A 15020-nucleotide genomic window follows, 5' to 3' on the forward strand; every position below is an offset into this window, starting at 1 on the left:
TGGCCGGAACTGTCGCATCATATTTAAATATGGCGGTGCTATCCCCAATCTCCACCCATAAGTTGCGCCCTGCGCAAACATCGCCCTTCGACCTCTGGCATCTGCTCTCGCTCGACGCGCCAACCGTCGCCGCACTCTGGACCTGGTTCATTGCCTCTGCCAATCACCTTCATCTCCCAAAAGTCAGCATCCTCGCCATGTTCCTCGCCGTCTGGATGCTCTATGTCGCTGACCGACTCCTCGACGCGCGCGCTCTCTCCGAACACCCTCTTGACGTTGGATCTCTCGAAGCCCGTCACCACTTCCACCACCGCCACCGCAGCTCATTTCTCATCGGACTTCTCCTTGCCTCCACCGCCTTGGCATCGCTGCTTCCTCACTTACCATCTGAGGCGATCCACCTCTACCTCATCCTCGGCGGTCTGGTCTTCGCCTATTTCATCCTCATTCACGCCACTGAAAGCGCGCATCGGCTTCCCAAAGAGTTCGCCGTCGGCATCTGCTTCGCCGCCGCCACCTTCATCCCCACGGTTGCTCATCAGCCCGACCTTCGTCTCCGATTGTTCCCGCTGGCGCTCCTCTTCGCCTCGCTCTGCACTCTCAACTGCCTCTTTATCTTCGCCTGGGAGCACGACTCCAAACAGACGAACGCACATCCCATCACACACACTGCAATACACCATCTTCCTCAACTCACCGCCGTGATCGCTGCTGTCGGACTCGGCCTCTGTCTCTTGGATCATCACGCGCAGTGGGAAATCGCCGCCGCCTCAACCCTTTCGCTCTTCCTTCTGCAACTGCTCCATCACTATCGCCGCCGTATCCCCGCCATCACGCTTCGCGCCGCAGCAGACCTCGCCCTGATAACCCCTGTGCTGCTTCTACCCCTCCTTTCACGATGAAAACGACAGAATCCACGTTAGACAACACCACACACCAATCGCTAAAGTCTCCCGCATCCAGCCTCAGTACCAACGAGCCCGACTTCGACCGCATCGCGCGTCCATATCGCTGGCTCGAATACCTGACCCTCGGTCGAGCTCTTGAACGCTGTCGCCTTCACTATCTGCCGAATCTCCTCAAGCAAAGACACGCTCTCCTCCTTGGTGACGGAGACGGTCGCTTTCTCGCGCAACTTCTTGCCCGTAACCCATATCTTCAGGCCGACGCAGTCGACACCAGCGCCACGATGCTCCGTCTCCTCCGCCAGCGATGCGAGACGGCTGCTCCCAGCATCACAACCCGCCTCCAAACACACCAAGCCAGCGCTCTAACCGTCCCGGTCGAAGGAAAATCCTACGACTTGGTCGTCACGCACTTCTTCCTCGACTGTCTCAACCAACCCGAACTCGAAGCCCTCGTCGCCCGCATCGCGCCTAGACTCACTCCGGGAGCCCTCTGGCTCATCTCCGACTTCCGAATCCCAGGCGGCCTCATGCGCCTCCCTGCAAAATTCATCATCCGCATCCTCTACCTCGCGTTCCGCACTCTCACCGGTCTTCGTACCACTCGACTACCCGATCACTCCACTTCACTCACCCAGGCCGGTCTCACACGAATCGCTCACCGGCATGGTCTCGCCGGTCTTCTCGTCACCGAACTTTGGCAGTTCACCCCCAACCCCACGCCTCCCCCTCGGCAATAACTTCAAGCGCCCGCGCTACATCCGCAAACTTTTTCCGCGCTAAAGTCAAAGGCGCCCCTACAATCCACCTATGCCGCCAACCCGCTTCCTCGCCGTTGCTGCGCTTCTTCTCGCTCCCTTTGTCTTACAGGCCCAATCCAATTCCTCGCAAAATTCGCAGACGAACCCGCAATCCAGCATTGCCACCAACTCCCCCGATGGCAAGCCTCTCTCCACTCGCGTCGTCGCCTATAACATCGACGCCCGCCTCGACACCAACAGAAAATCCCTCGATGCAACCGAGACCCTCACTTACAAAAATCTAACGGGCAAGTCCCTCACCACCATTCCCTTCCATCTCTACCTCAACGCCTTCCGTCCTGAGTCCACCTTTACCAGCGAAACCCACTTCACTGGCGGCATTCGCGACTCCGAAAAGGACAATGACTACCCGGCAGAAAAACTAGGCAGCATCACCATCTCCCACATCGACGCCGACGGCTACGGCGACCTCACCTCCGCCATGCACTTCATCGCCCCCGACGACGGTAACGCGCTCGACCACACCGTAACCGAACTCACACTCCCGCATCCCCTCGCACCCAACGACGCCATCACCTTCCACCTTGTCTTCCACGATCAGTTCCCGCTCTCCGTCGCCCGCAACGGCTACAAGCGCGACTTCATCATGGGCGGTCAGTGGTACCCCAAGCCCGGTGTCTTCTGGCACGATGCGTGGAACTGTCACCAGTACCACTCCACCACCGAGTTCTTCTCCGACTTCGCAACATTTAACGTCTCCCTTACCCTGCCTCGCCGCTACATCGTCGGAGCGAGCGGAGTACCTACCGGCGAAGTCATCAACCCCAACGACACAAAGACCCTCAGCTTCTACGGCGAAGACATCGGGGACTTCGCATGGGCCGCCAGCCCCAACTTCACTGTCACCGACGGCACCTATCTCTCGTCGCTCGGTCCCGTCAAAGTCCACGTCCTCGCTCTGGCAGCCCATCCAAAGGCCGGCCCCCGCTACCTCGACATCATCCAGAAGACTCTCGCGCAGTTCGACCAGCGATACGGCCCCTATCCCTACAAGATCGTCACCGTCATCGACCCCGAGCCCGACTCCGAGATCGGCGGCATGGAGTACCCAACCCTGTTCACAGGCGATACCTATTGGTACGAGCCCACCCACATCACGGAACTCACAGCCGAGCACGAGTTTGGCCACCAATACTGGTACGGTATGGTCGCCACCAACGAGTTTGAAGATGCGTGGCTCGACGAAGGCATCAACTCCTACACCGAGGTCAACGTCCTCTCTGCAATTCTCGGTCGCGACACCTCAGTCTTCGACCGTCCCTACGCAAGCGGCGGCGACTATGAAGCCCAGCGCCTGCAGTACATCATCAAGCCTGACTTCGACCCTGTAACCCGGTGGGCGTTTAAGTTCCGCGACGCGGAGTCCTACGGCGGCATAACCTACGGCAAAACCGCGACCCTTCTCGCCACTTTAGAAGGAATCATCGGCCGCGACACAATGGACGAAGCAATGCGCACTTACTTCATGCGCTACCGCTTCACTCATCCCACCACCGAAGACTTCCTTCGAACCATCGAAGAGGTCGCCATCAAGAACGGCCGCGCCACCGCCATCGGCGGCATCATCATCAATCCCTCAGCACAGACAGCCACTCGCATTGAACCATCTCAATCTACCTCCCAGAGCAGCCTGGACGCAGTCTTCAATACCTCAACAGGCCCTAAGGTTGTTCCCGTATCCAGTCTTCGGCCATACTTCAACCAGGCCGTCTACGGCACTCAAGTGCTCGACTACACCGTCGACAACATCTCCTCCGATCCGGTCCAGTGGTGGCTCCCCGAACCCACAAACAAAAAGCAGGTTCAGTACCTCTCCACCGTCTTCCTGCGCCGCAAAGGTGACTTCACTCTCCCCGTCACCGCAGAGATCGTCTTCGACGACGGCACCCACGTCCGCGAACACTGGGACGGTGTCGACCGATGGATCAAATTCACCTACACCCGCAACACCAAAGTAGTCTCCGCTGAGATCGACCCCGATCACACCGTCCTTCTCGATAGAGATTTCTTCAACAACAGCTACACCACCAGGGCCAATGGCATTCCAGCTCGAAAGATCTCCAACATCTGGCTCAGTGCCCAGCAACTTTTGGCCCAGCTGGTCTCCTGGATTGTCTGATTTCCGAAGAGTGTGATCCGGATCGTTGAATCGCACTCCCATTCACTGACTTCGTTCAACCTGAGCATAGTTAGCTCCGCCCTGCATCATCAATTGGCATCACTCTACAGAGGTTCTAAGCATGCCCGAACAACGCAACATATTTCTTCATGGCCTGTGGCTCACTCTTCGCAGATTCCCTGCGCTTCTCTGGGCCTACGTCTTCAACCTTGGCCTCGCCCTGATCTTCTCAGTCCCGCTCCATAGCCAGTTCAGCTCCATCATGGATCACTCGCTTGCAGCTCAACGTCTCACGAGCGGCTTCGACCTTAGCCTCCTCGGCGAATCCTACGGCCGCCTTCTCCAGAGTCCTGGCGGCAGCGCTGCTGGTAGTTATTCCTCCATTCCCCTCTATCTTCTGATCTACTTCCTTCTCGTTCCCGGAACCCTCTTCTGCTACCAGACCAAAAACCCCGCTCGGCTAAGCACCCTCCTCCACCAGGGCTTACTGCACTTCTGGCGCTTCGTCCGCATCACTCTCCTGACCCTCATTGTCTCCGGTCTCATCCTCGGCCCTCTCGTCTTCCTTCAGGGCAAATGGGCCGACCACGTCGACGACCACGCCGTCGGACGTCACGCATTCTTCGCGACCCTCGTCGGTTACGTCATCATCTTCCTCGTCGCCTCGATTCTCCGACTCTACTTTGACCTCGTCGAGGTCTACACCGTCCAGCTCGGACTGCAGCTCCGCGCTCCCATCTTTGGGAAACAAGCCAAGCCCGACCGTCGCGTTCGCCGCACTCTTGGCCCTGCGTGGCGAACCCTCCGCGCCAACTTCTCGCAAGCGTGGCCGATCTTTCTCTTTCTCGCTCTCGTTGGAGCCGCCGCCGTCATCGTCACCGCCCGCATCGCGATGCACATGCTCGCTCAGCCTCGAGTGTGGCCCGCCTTCTTGCTCTGTCAGCTCGGACTCTTCCTCTCTCTGCTAACCCGATTCTGGCAGCGTGGCGCCGAAACCTCTCTTGCCATGCAAAATCCACTCTTTCCCCCCACGCAGCTGCCCATCTTGCCCGTCGTAGGCGAGGTCAATCCCATTGACCCCTTGCACCCCCACCATCCCATCCCACCAACTGCCGAGCATCTCGACCCACCCCTGAGCGGACCACGAACAAACGAACCAATCTCCAACCCGGAACCAGCACCCCCGTCACTCGACGAGCCCGACCCCGGAGTATTCCACCACGATCCATCCAAGCCAACCGAATAGCTCTAAAGTCTCACGAGACATTCACCTTAGGCATACCATTCAGAAACAACCCTGCGGTAAAATGTGAATAGATTATGAATTTATATATTCTTCGCCACGCCAGTGCTGGTCTTCGCCGCAAGAATCCCATACTCGACCTCAAGCGTCCTCTCGACAAAGAGGGCAAAAAGCACTGTCTCCAACTCGCCTATGTGCTGAATGCTTTGAATATTCAATTCGATCTGATTGTCTCGAGTCCCCTCAAGCGGTGCCTTCAAACCGCGTCCCTCATCGGCACCGAAACCGGTTATGAGGCACAGATCCTGAACTCGAACGCGCTCGCCCCCGAAGCGACCCTCCCACAGTTTCAAAAATTACTCCGCGAAAATTCACACGCGGAAAACCTTCTCGTCGTCGGCCACAACCCAAATCTGTCCAGCTTTTTAGGCTCCCTGCTGGTCCCCGCAACCAGTTCCGAAGCCAAAATCCGCCTCCGCAAAGGATCGATGGCCCGAGTCGTTCTCACCCGCGGCCCTGCCACCCTCCAGACTCTGCTCGACCCACGCACCGTCCGAGCCCTCTACGCCACCTCGACGAAGAGGTCTCGCCGGAAGACCTCCCGGAAGTAACCCGCCTCTTTCTTCAGCGACCAGGCCTCCAACTCCGCTCCACCTCGGCCCGGAACAAGCTCCAGCAACACCCGCTTCGGGTAGACGTGCGTCTTCATCTGCAGCACCGCACTCGCCCGATCCTGATTGAGCGCCACAGCAAGCCGCAGCAGAGCCACGGCCCGAGTCACATGCGCATGCTCCTCCACCGGAATCCACCGCATTGGCCGATCCATCGGCTCCGGTCGACTCTTTCCCATATACCGAGCCAGCGCACTCACAATCAATCGCTGCTCCGGCGAAAATCCAAATATCTCTGAGTTCGCAATGATGTACTGCGTATGGCGATAGTGTCCTTGATGATTCATGAACTTGCCAACATCCTGCATCATCGCCGCTGCCTCGAGCCACAACCGATACTCTTCCGGCAGCTCATGCACCCGTGCCAGCGCGTCGAACAGCTCCACCACATGTTGGCGCACCGGCTCCACCTTGCGCTGCTCAATACCGTATCGCTCGCAGACCTCCAACACCCCCGCCCACCGCTCGCTCTCGATCTTCTGATGCACCGAAGTCCGCAGATCCACCTCAGCCAGCATCTGCGCCAGCATTCCATCCCGTAGCCCCAGCGGCGAGTAGCGAAAACCCTTCAGCCCCAAACGTTCCAGCAGACTTGCATACACCAGTGAGCCGCCAACAATGATCTCCGACCGCCTCGGCCCGATCCCCGGCACAGCCGCCCGCGCCGCATTATCCATCTTCGCCAACCGATCGGCCAGCTTCCGCACATCGGGAGTATCCGCTGTCAGCGCGCCAACACGCTCCAACCGCTTCTTCGCCAGCGTCTTCTTCGCCTGCCGGCCCTTGCGCACATGCCCACTCGCCTCCGCCAGAGCGGCAGCCGTCCCGGAAGTCGCAATCACCAGTCCAACCCGAGGCGTCCCCAGCTTCTTCTCCGCCCGCCGCATCTCCCGCTCAATAAACTGCTTCAAACGTGCAACATCGTCCTTCGCCGGTGGATCGCTCTGCAGAAACTCCTCCTGCAACCGCACCGCACCCAACGGCATGCTCACCATCGTCTTGATTCGCCCACCGTCAGAAACCGTCACCTCGCAGCTTCCGCCACCCAGGTCGATCAGCAGACACTTCCCCCGCGCTCCCACCTCATGCGTCACCACTCCCAGGTGGATCAGCCGCCCCTCCTCCAGCCCAGAGATCACCTCAACATTCCACCCAGTCGCCGACTTCACCCACTCCGTAAACGCCGCTGCATTCCTCGCGTCGCGCATCGCACTCGTCGCCACCACGCGCACCTTATCCACCACATGCAGCTGCACCGCTTTGTGAAACCGCTTCAGCGCCCGAATCGTCGCCGCCATGGCCTCCGGCGAAATCACGCCCGTCTGAAAAACACTCTCCCCCAGCCGCGTTACCTCACGGTCCTCATGCAGCATCTTCAGCCGATGCATCTGGACGGTCGCTATCTTCAACCGGCATGAATTCGACCCAATATCGACCGCAGCAAACGTAGGCATGGTTCCAGCATCACCTCAGGCGTCAAAAAATCCCACCTCCAGCAGATTACATCCCCCCTACATCCCAGCGCATATTCTCGGCCCAACCGCTTCTACACCCACACGGCATGCCCCATAACCCTTTATGCTTAGAAAGCACCCGAAATCATGACAAATCAATCTCTCCTGGAAACACTCGCCGAACAGCCGGCAACGCTTTACACCAGCACCCCCCGACGCCGCACAGCCCTCTTCATCCTCAGTGGTCTCTGGCTCGTTATCTTCTTTGCAGCGCTGTTCAGCCCTCCACTGCTCGACGACGCCGATGCCACCCACGCCAGCGCCGCCCGCAACATGGCACTCTCCGGCGATCTAGTCACCCTTCGCGTCAACGGTATCCGTTATCTCGAGAAAGCTCCCCTCCCGTACTGGCTGGTCGCCCTCAGCTTCCGTCTCTTCGGCTTCAACACCTTCGCCGCCCACCTTCCTCAGGCCATCGGCGTCCTTCTTCTGGCCCTTCTCGGCTACCACTGGGCCTACCGCGCCTTCAACCCACGCGCCGCCTTCTACGCCGGCCTTGCCACACTCACCTCCATCGGCGTCTTCCTCTTCACCCGCTATTTAATCCCAGAGGTCCTGCTCTCCCTCTTCCTCAACATCGCCCTCTACTCCCTCCTCCAATCGCTCCAACCCCACGAACTAGCCGTTCCAAACAGTCAAGACGCCCCGACAAAAGATCCGGATGGCCCACCCTTTGCAGCTTCATTGCAAAGGGTGGGTTATTCGCGCGAAGGCGCGAGTAACCTTCTCCCCCACGCCATCCACCCCTACCTCATGTGGACAGCCTTAGCCCTGGCCGTGCTAACCAAAGGCCTCGTTGCCCTGGTCTTCTTCTTCGGCGCAGCCATTATTTATCTCATCCTCTCTGGCGAATACGAAAACTGGCGCAACCTCAAACCGTTCACCGGTCTTCTTCTCTTCCCTCTCATCGCCGCTCCCTGGCACATCCTCGCCGGCCTGCGCAACACCGGCGGCATGAACGGCCACGGATTCTTCTGGTTTTACTTCATCAACGAGCACTTCCTCCGCTTCCTCGGCAAGCGCTACCCAATGGACTACAACAAGCTCCCCGGTTATCTCTTCTGGAGCCTCCATCTCGTCTGGCTGTTCCCCTGGTCGCTCTTCTGCGGAGTTCTTATTCGCCAAGCCTGGCGCAGCTTCACCAGCTTCAACAAAACCAATCCCGTAGCCAACCGCATCTCCTATTGGCAACCCTTCGCCGTGGTAGTCGTCGGTATCTTCCTGCGCGACACCGCCCACATCCCCTACCTCTTCACAGTCTTCCTCGCTATCATGGCCCTGCTCATCTACGAGCTCCGTCACCGCCAGCTCAACTCCCCCTCCGGGAACCCACTCCTCCACACCTTTACCTTCCCGCAACGCACAACTCTTCTCCTCAGCCTCTTCGCCTCGCTTGTACTAGTCTTCTTCTCGCTCTCCACCAACCAGGAGTACTACACCTTCCCCGCATACCTCCCGCTCCTCATCCTCCTTGCCGCGGCGCTCACCCAAGCAGAACAAGTCTTCGCCTTCGATCCGGCATCACGCCGCTCAATCACCGCTGCTCACGCCATCTTCACCGTCCTGGGTGCTGCGATCACAATCACACTCGCCTACGGTCTCTGGACATCTCGCCACCTCCCCTTCGTGCCCGACATCGGTGACCTCCTCGCCCACCGCGGCGTCGGCGACTACACCCTCTCAATGTCCGGTCTCTTCGACCTCACCGGCCCCAGCTTCGCCGCTCTCCGCCTTCCCGCCGCGCTCGCAGCACTGGCGCTCTGCTTTGGCCCGGCGATAGCGTGGCTCTTACGTTCGCAGCGCCGTCATCTCGCCTCCACCACAACCGTCGCCGTCACGTCTGCGATCTTCCTCATCGCCGCCCACATCGCCTTCGCGCGCTTTGCACCAATGCTCTCTTCGAAGACCTTCGCCGACACCATCGAACACCTCGAAGCCAGCCGCTCCATCTCTCGCGACAACAAGATCCTCTTCTACGGCGACCAGTCCTACGGCTCCTCGATCCCCTTCTACCTCGGACGTCAAGTCTCTCTCGTCGATGGCCGCTCCTCCTCCATGCTCTTCGGCTCCACCTTCCCCGACGCCCCACCGATCTTCCTCACACCACAGGATCTCCTTGCCACTTGGGGAACCGGGGAACGCAAGCTACTCTTCGTCCCCATCGACCATCGCGACACCGTCGATCGCCTACTTGGCAACCGAAAGATCCTCATCTTCGAGAGCTCCGGCAAGGCCCTCTTCACCGACCGACGACTCGACCAGCCGGATAACCCCAAAAGCCTAAACGGCGACCCGGACGAACATCTCACATCGCCGAAGACTCCATAAGCTCCCGTACCACCAGATCCGCACGCGATAACTCTGCGGTGCAACGGTTGCCCCATATCTCGATTCTGAGGTGTGGGCATCGTGCGAAGCACGACCGCCTTCGCTAACCTCCCCCATCGCTCAACATGCGACACTAATTCCAACCCAAAAACGAAGCCAGTGCACGAAGCCTTCCCTCAACACGCCACACCTCGCCGCTGGAGCCCCCGCTCTCTCGCGATCATCCTCTGCACCTGGCTGATCCTCCAAATAGGCGGCCTCTTCACTCCCGGCCTTCTCGACGACGTCGACTCCGTCTATATCGAAATAGCCCGCGAGATGCTTCGCCGCCACGACTTTGTCACTCCCTACATCAACGGGGTCCGCTTCTTCGACAAACCCCCGCTCATGTACTGGATGGCTGCCGGCTCCATGCACCTCTTCGGCGTCCACGACTGGGCCGCGCGTATTCCCCTTGCATTGGCCGTCCTCGGCCTCATGCTGGCCGCCTACGGGTTAGGCATCCGCCTCTTCGCTGCAACCTCACCAGCTTCGAGCCCGGACCGCGGAGGCTTCTACGCCTCCTTGGCGATGGCCACCAGCATTGGCCCTTACCTCTACACCCGCTTCTACATCCCGGACATCCTCTTGGCCCTATGGATGACCCTCGCCGTCCACCTCTTCCTCATCGCGCTGGATCGCCTAAAGAAACAAAACCTGAATTCGCAAAACATAGATCCACAAAATGTGCATTTTCCGAAGGATGGCGACACAAGACCTTCGGCACTTCTCCCCTGCCTCGTCTTCGCCGCCGTCATGGCCGCCAACGTCCTCACCAAGGGCATTATCGGTCTGGTCTTCCCCGTCGGGTTCGTCTTGCTCTACCTCGCCCTCACCAAACAACTCCGCCTCCTCTTCAAACTTCACCTCCTCGCAAGCAACGCCGTCTTCCTGGCCCTCGCAGCCCCCTGGCACATCCTGGCCGCCCTCCGCAACCCAGCCATCCCTCTCCCGCAAGGCCTGGGCCTCCCTGCAACCGGCGGCTGGACATGGTTCTATCTCTACAACGAGCACATCGCCCGCTTCCTCTCCAGGCGCATTCCGCACGACTACGGCCTGACACCCGTCTGGCTCTTCTGGCTCTACCTCGCCATCTGGATCATGCCCTGGACAATCTTCCTTCCAGGCGCCATCCGAGACCAGATCCACACCCTCCGCAACCGCGCCCACGCCACCGCTCGCCAGCACGAAGCTGCCCTGGCCCTCATTCTCTGGGCTCTCTTGGTCCTTGGTTTCTTCACCGTCTCTAACCGCCAGGAGTACTACAGCCTCCCCGCACTCCCGGCTCTCGCACTCATGGCCGGCGGCCTCCTCTCCTCGGCCGACCGCACGCAAACCAACAAGCCCACGCTCGCCGCCAGCAAGAGCGCACTTAACTGGCACCTCTACGCACTCGTCCCCCTTACCACCGTAGTTGCAATCATCTGCGGATACTTCGCCATCACCGCTCCCCACCCTCCGCCGGGCACCGATATCGTCTCTCTCCTTGCCATCGCAGGCGGCCCCGAGGTCTACAACCTCTCCCTCAGCCACATCACCGACCTCACCGCCGCCGCCATGGGCTTCTTTCGCGGCCCTCTCGCCGCCACCGCCGTCGGCATGCTAAGCCTCGGCCTCGGCAGCTACCTCCTCCGTCGAGCCAGGCGCACCTACGCCGCAAACCTCACCCTCGCCGCCGCCATGGCACTCATCCTGCTCGGCGCACACGAAGGCCTCGTCCGGTTCTATCCCATTCTCGGATCAAAGAGTCTCGCCCTCGCCATCAACGAAACCCAGCACACCCAACCTCGACCAGACGACCTCATCATCATCGACGGAGAACTCACCTCTGGCTCAACACTGATCTTTTACACCAGCCAGCAGGTTCATCTCATCAACGGCCGCGTCAACGGCCTCTGGTACGGCAGCTTCTGGCCAGACTCTCCACAGATCTTCGAGACAGAGCAGTCCCTTCACCAGCTCTGGGCCAGCCCTCGCCGCATCTTCCTCCTCACATACAACCCCATTGCCCGCGCCCGCGACCTCTCCCGCTACGCAGCGACCAACACCCTCGCCACAGCCGGAGGCAAAACCGTCCTCACTAATCGCTAGTCAGGTTCCAATCCAGAAGACCATCACTTCCCAACAGCCTGCGCTGCAAAGGGATGCGGCACCTCTCGGCGAACACGTCTCATCCGGCCACCGTCCACCAGCTCATAGGTCTCGCCTCGCCACTGGATCTGATTGCTCGCATAACTCAGAGCCCAGATCAGCGGCCCAATCAGGTCACGCACCGGAAACAAGAGAACTGTCGCCCAAACACGCCTCTCACTAACGACATACTTGCTTATCATCCAGGCCTGTATGCCTCGTCCCAGCACGCTGCCCAACAGCGCACACCATCCCAGCAACGGCATTCCCAACAGCAGTGCTCCAACCCAGACCATCACGCCGAACGGCACTCCATAGGTCAGACTCGTACCAAGGTGCCCCTTCGGCCGCGAAAACCTCGTGCTCTTCATCCAACGAACCTGATGCTCAATAGAATCGACAAAGTCGGTCTGCAACACCATGTGATCGATCGCATGTCCGATCAGCACAACCTTGTGGCCGTTCTTCGCAATCCGGTTCCCGAGCACAAAGTCATCGGCGCAATAGTCAACCATCCTCTCAAATCCGCCAACCTCTTCGACCCGTTCTCGACGCGTTACCATCGTTGGCCCCAACGCAAAACGCACCGGCTCCAGAAGGCTGTCCGCGCAGATGCCCGAACTCATCTCGATCGTCATCCCCACCGCCTCCAGCTGCGACCATAGACCACCCCTGACGACCACACCGCGGTACAGACACGTCGCACAACCAACCTGATCCTCCGCAAACGGCAGCACCACCCGGCGCAGGTAATCCGGGGTCACCCGCACGTCGCTATCACTGATCACCCACAGATCATGCGTGGCCAGCTTCGCCATGACCGCCAGCGAGCACACCTTCGCATTTGCCGCCCAGGGTTCGCCGCTCGTTAGAAATCTCGAAGTAATATTTGGATAATCAGCAGCGACGCGACGCGCGATCTCCAGACCTTCATCTGACCGGCTGCGAGCACAAAATAACACCTCAACCCGCGATACACCGTCCACCTGCGTCGCTGCGCCCGCCTTCACAGCGTGTTCCAGATAGTCCTGTTCGAAGAATGTCCTTAGATTTGCCTCTAACCCCGGTTCATCCCCATGCAGCGGTTTAAAGAGGCTGACTGAAGGCAGAAACGCCGGCTGCTCCGTGAGGCGCAGATCTTGTTTGACGGCGTCGTGGCGAAACCGTCGAGCTCCGACCAGAACCATCCCAAGAAAAATACTCGAAGTAATCAGGCCAAATAGCCCGAACACCAACAGCACCCACTCTACGGCGTACATCAAAGGCCTCCCGCCTGACAATTGGCTCGGCCAGTCCGTAGGACTCGGCATTGCCTAAACTAGATCAGATAAGGTCGCTGTTGGCGACCGCATACACTAAACGATATGTATGTGACTACGCTGGAACACCAAAGGATGCAACCGGTCTAAAACCTTGTGTCTACTCTGGCTCCTCAACCCTTCCGCCATACTTCAGTTTATAGACTTTCCCCCGGTAGTAGAAACGATCTCCTCCGTAACTTCCCACCCACAAGAGGCTTCCCAGCAGGTCACGCAACGGATAGAGCAAAACTCCCCACATCCAACTGTCGTCTCCCAACGCGTTCAGTATCGCCCCTGCCTGAAGCCACCGGTTCACCACCATCCACGCCAGCCAGACCACGCCCAGCAACGCATGGCCGCTCAGCAATCCCCACAGCAGGCCCAACAAGCCAAACGGCATAGCAAAAGTAAGCCCTGTACCCAAATGTCCCAATGGGCGCGATCGTCTTGTGCTCTGCATCCACCTCAGTTGGTTCCGAAACGACAGCATAAACGGCGTATCCTGCACCATCAATCGAATCACATGGGTCGCCAGCTTAACCCCTATCCCCTGTGCCGCCAGCCGGTTGCCGAGAACAAAATCATCCGCATAAAACGCTCCCAGCTCCTCAAACCCGCCAGCCTGCTCGAACGACTTCTTCCGCACCGCCATCGTCGCGCCCAACGCAAACTTCGTCCCCTCGAGCATATCCGCCACCAAAGCACCCGAGGTCAACTCCACACTTTTTCCGACCGCGTCGAGTTGCGCCGAAAGCCCTGCCTGCCGCCCCTTATCCGTCGTCCCCAGATACACGCACGAAGCCAGCCCCACTCGCGGATCCTTCAGATTCTGCACCATCCTCCGCAGATAATCCTTCGTCACCCTCACGTCCGCATCGCTGGTAATAAACAACTCATGCTGCGCCACCGAATCCAGCTTCGCCAGCGAATACACCTTGGCATTGTGAAACTTCGGCATCGGCTCCCCGCACGTGACATACTTCGCATCGACCTCCGGATACCGCTCCCCCACCCTCCGCGCTAGCTGCAATCCCTCATCCGTATCGTGCCGAGCACAAAACAGCAGCTCGAACTTCGGATACTCCTGCTCGAAGAAGGACACCAGGTTCTTCTCCATCCCTGGTTCAGTTCCATGCAGTGGTTTCAATACGCTCAACGCCGGAAGAAACGTAGGCTCCACACTGTCCTCACGCCGTTTCCGAGCCCAAAACCGCGCCGCGGCCGCCATTACCATCAGGCAGTAGACAGAGGAGGTTATGGTCCCTCCCAGGGCGACCCAGAACAAAATCTGAAGCAACAGACTCATCTCACCCTTACTCACGACCCAGCGCAAGCCCGGAAAATCTCATCCGCAGGCTTCCAGTTTATCGCAGCCCGGCCCATCTCACACGACAGCTGACGATCACTTGAAGATCGTCCGCAGCGTAAAACCCTGCGAATTCTCGGCCAATGTCGCGATCACATCAACCAACTGATCGTCTAGCTGATCGTCGAAGACCCGCCGCCTTACTTTTTCTTACTCACCTTCACCGCCGTGACCTTTAACGGAACCACCACAGGCCTCCGCATCGGCACCAGACCCGTCCCAGGGCTCTGCCCTTGCTGCATCCGCGTCAACATCTCCGTCCGAACGTAATCGACGAACCCCTGCATCTGCCGATTCATCTCCTCCATCCGCTCCCGCATCTGCAACACAATAGCGATGCCCGCAATATTCACACCCAAATCACGCGCCAGGTTCAAAATAAACTCCAGCCGTTCCAAGTCCTCATCTGTATAAAGCCGCGTATTCCCTTCACTGCGCGAAGGCCGCAACAAGCCCTCCCGCTCATACAAACGCAACGTCTGCGGATGAATTTCATACATCTCCGCCACCGACGAAATCATGTAAGCGCCCTTGCTCTTCCGTTTTGTCGCCATAAATCCGACCTCTAGCCAGATGCTTCCAT

The 15020-nt window shown here is 59.0% G+C and carries 11 protein-coding genes; 7 read left to right on the forward strand and 4 right to left on the reverse strand.

What is annotated here, in order from left to right:
- Positions 1-29 precede the first annotated feature (29 nt).
- The 5 genes from RBB82_RS03925 to RBB82_RS03945 all read left to right on the forward strand — a co-directional run bounded on the left by RBB82_RS03925 (position 30) and on the right by RBB82_RS03945 (position 5699).
- The gene (locus tag RBB82_RS03925; protein WP_433973814.1) at positions 30-902 is read left to right on the forward strand and encodes a hypothetical protein; all 873 of its coding nucleotides are present in this window, start codon (positions 30-32) and stop codon (positions 900-902) included.
- A complete protein-coding gene (locus RBB82_RS03930; RefSeq protein ID WP_433973815.1) occupies positions 899-1645 on the forward strand; it encodes a class I SAM-dependent methyltransferase in 747 nt (248 codons plus the stop codon). Before RBB82_RS03925 ends, RBB82_RS03930 begins: the two co-directional genes overlap by 4 nt.
- A 70-nt stretch (positions 1646-1715) precedes the next feature.
- Positions 1716-3845, forward strand: coding sequence for a M1 family metallopeptidase (locus tag RBB82_RS03935; RefSeq protein WP_433973816.1), 2130 nt, complete (start codon positions 1716-1718; stop codon positions 3843-3845).
- Positions 3846-3966: 121 nt separating this feature from the next.
- Entirely contained in the window at positions 3967-5091 is a 1125-nt protein-coding gene (locus RBB82_RS03940; RefSeq protein WP_433973817.1) for a hypothetical protein, read from the forward strand.
- A 74-nt stretch (positions 5092-5165) separates the two neighbouring features.
- Complete coding sequence (locus RBB82_RS03945; RefSeq protein WP_433973818.1) at positions 5166-5699, forward strand: SixA phosphatase family protein; 534 nt, start codon at positions 5166-5168, stop codon at positions 5697-5699.
- Here RBB82_RS03945 and RBB82_RS03950 read toward each other — a convergent pair.
- A complete protein-coding gene (locus tag RBB82_RS03950) occupies positions 5651-7213 on the reverse strand; it encodes a Ppx/GppA phosphatase family protein (protein ID WP_433973819.1) in 1563 nt (520 codons plus the stop codon). The genes RBB82_RS03945 and RBB82_RS03950 overlap by 49 nt on opposite strands.
- A 147-nt stretch (positions 7214-7360) precedes the next feature.
- On the opposite strand from RBB82_RS03950, the gene RBB82_RS03955 reads away from it, so the two are divergent.
- Together RBB82_RS03955 and RBB82_RS03960 are read left to right on the forward strand one after the other, a co-directional pair.
- Entirely contained in the window at positions 7361-9601 is a 2241-nt protein-coding gene (locus tag RBB82_RS03955) for an ArnT family glycosyltransferase (protein WP_433973820.1), read from the forward strand.
- A gap of 318 nt (positions 9602-9919) precedes the next feature.
- Positions 9920-11731 (forward strand): ArnT family glycosyltransferase, encoded by a 1812-nt coding sequence (locus tag RBB82_RS03960; RefSeq protein WP_433975334.1) that lies wholly within the window; start codon positions 9920-9922, stop codon positions 11729-11731.
- Positions 11732-11754: 23 nt separating this feature from the next.
- Here RBB82_RS03960 and RBB82_RS03965 read toward each other — a convergent pair whose 3' ends face one another.
- The 3 genes from RBB82_RS03965 to RBB82_RS03975 all read right to left on the reverse strand — a co-directional run bounded on the left by RBB82_RS03965 (position 11755) and on the right by RBB82_RS03975 (position 14991).
- Complete coding sequence (locus RBB82_RS03965) at positions 11755-13029, reverse strand: glycosyltransferase (RefSeq protein WP_433973821.1); 1275 nt, start codon at positions 13027-13029, stop codon at positions 11755-11757.
- A 160-nt stretch (positions 13030-13189) separates the two neighbouring features.
- On the reverse strand, positions 13190-14377 hold the full coding sequence (locus tag RBB82_RS03970; RefSeq protein ID WP_433973822.1) for a glycosyltransferase: 1188 nt from the start codon (positions 14375-14377) through the stop codon (positions 13190-13192).
- A 200-nt stretch (positions 14378-14577) separates the two neighbouring features.
- Entirely contained in the window at positions 14578-14991 is a 414-nt protein-coding gene (locus tag RBB82_RS03975; RefSeq protein ID WP_433973823.1) for a MerR family transcriptional regulator, read from the reverse strand.
- Positions 14992-15020 lie beyond the last annotated feature (29 nt).

Origin of the sequence: Tunturiibacter lichenicola (assembly GCF_051013355.1) — a bacterium.
Lineage (GTDB): Bacteria > Acidobacteriota > Terriglobia > Terriglobales > Acidobacteriaceae > Edaphobacter > Edaphobacter lichenicola_F.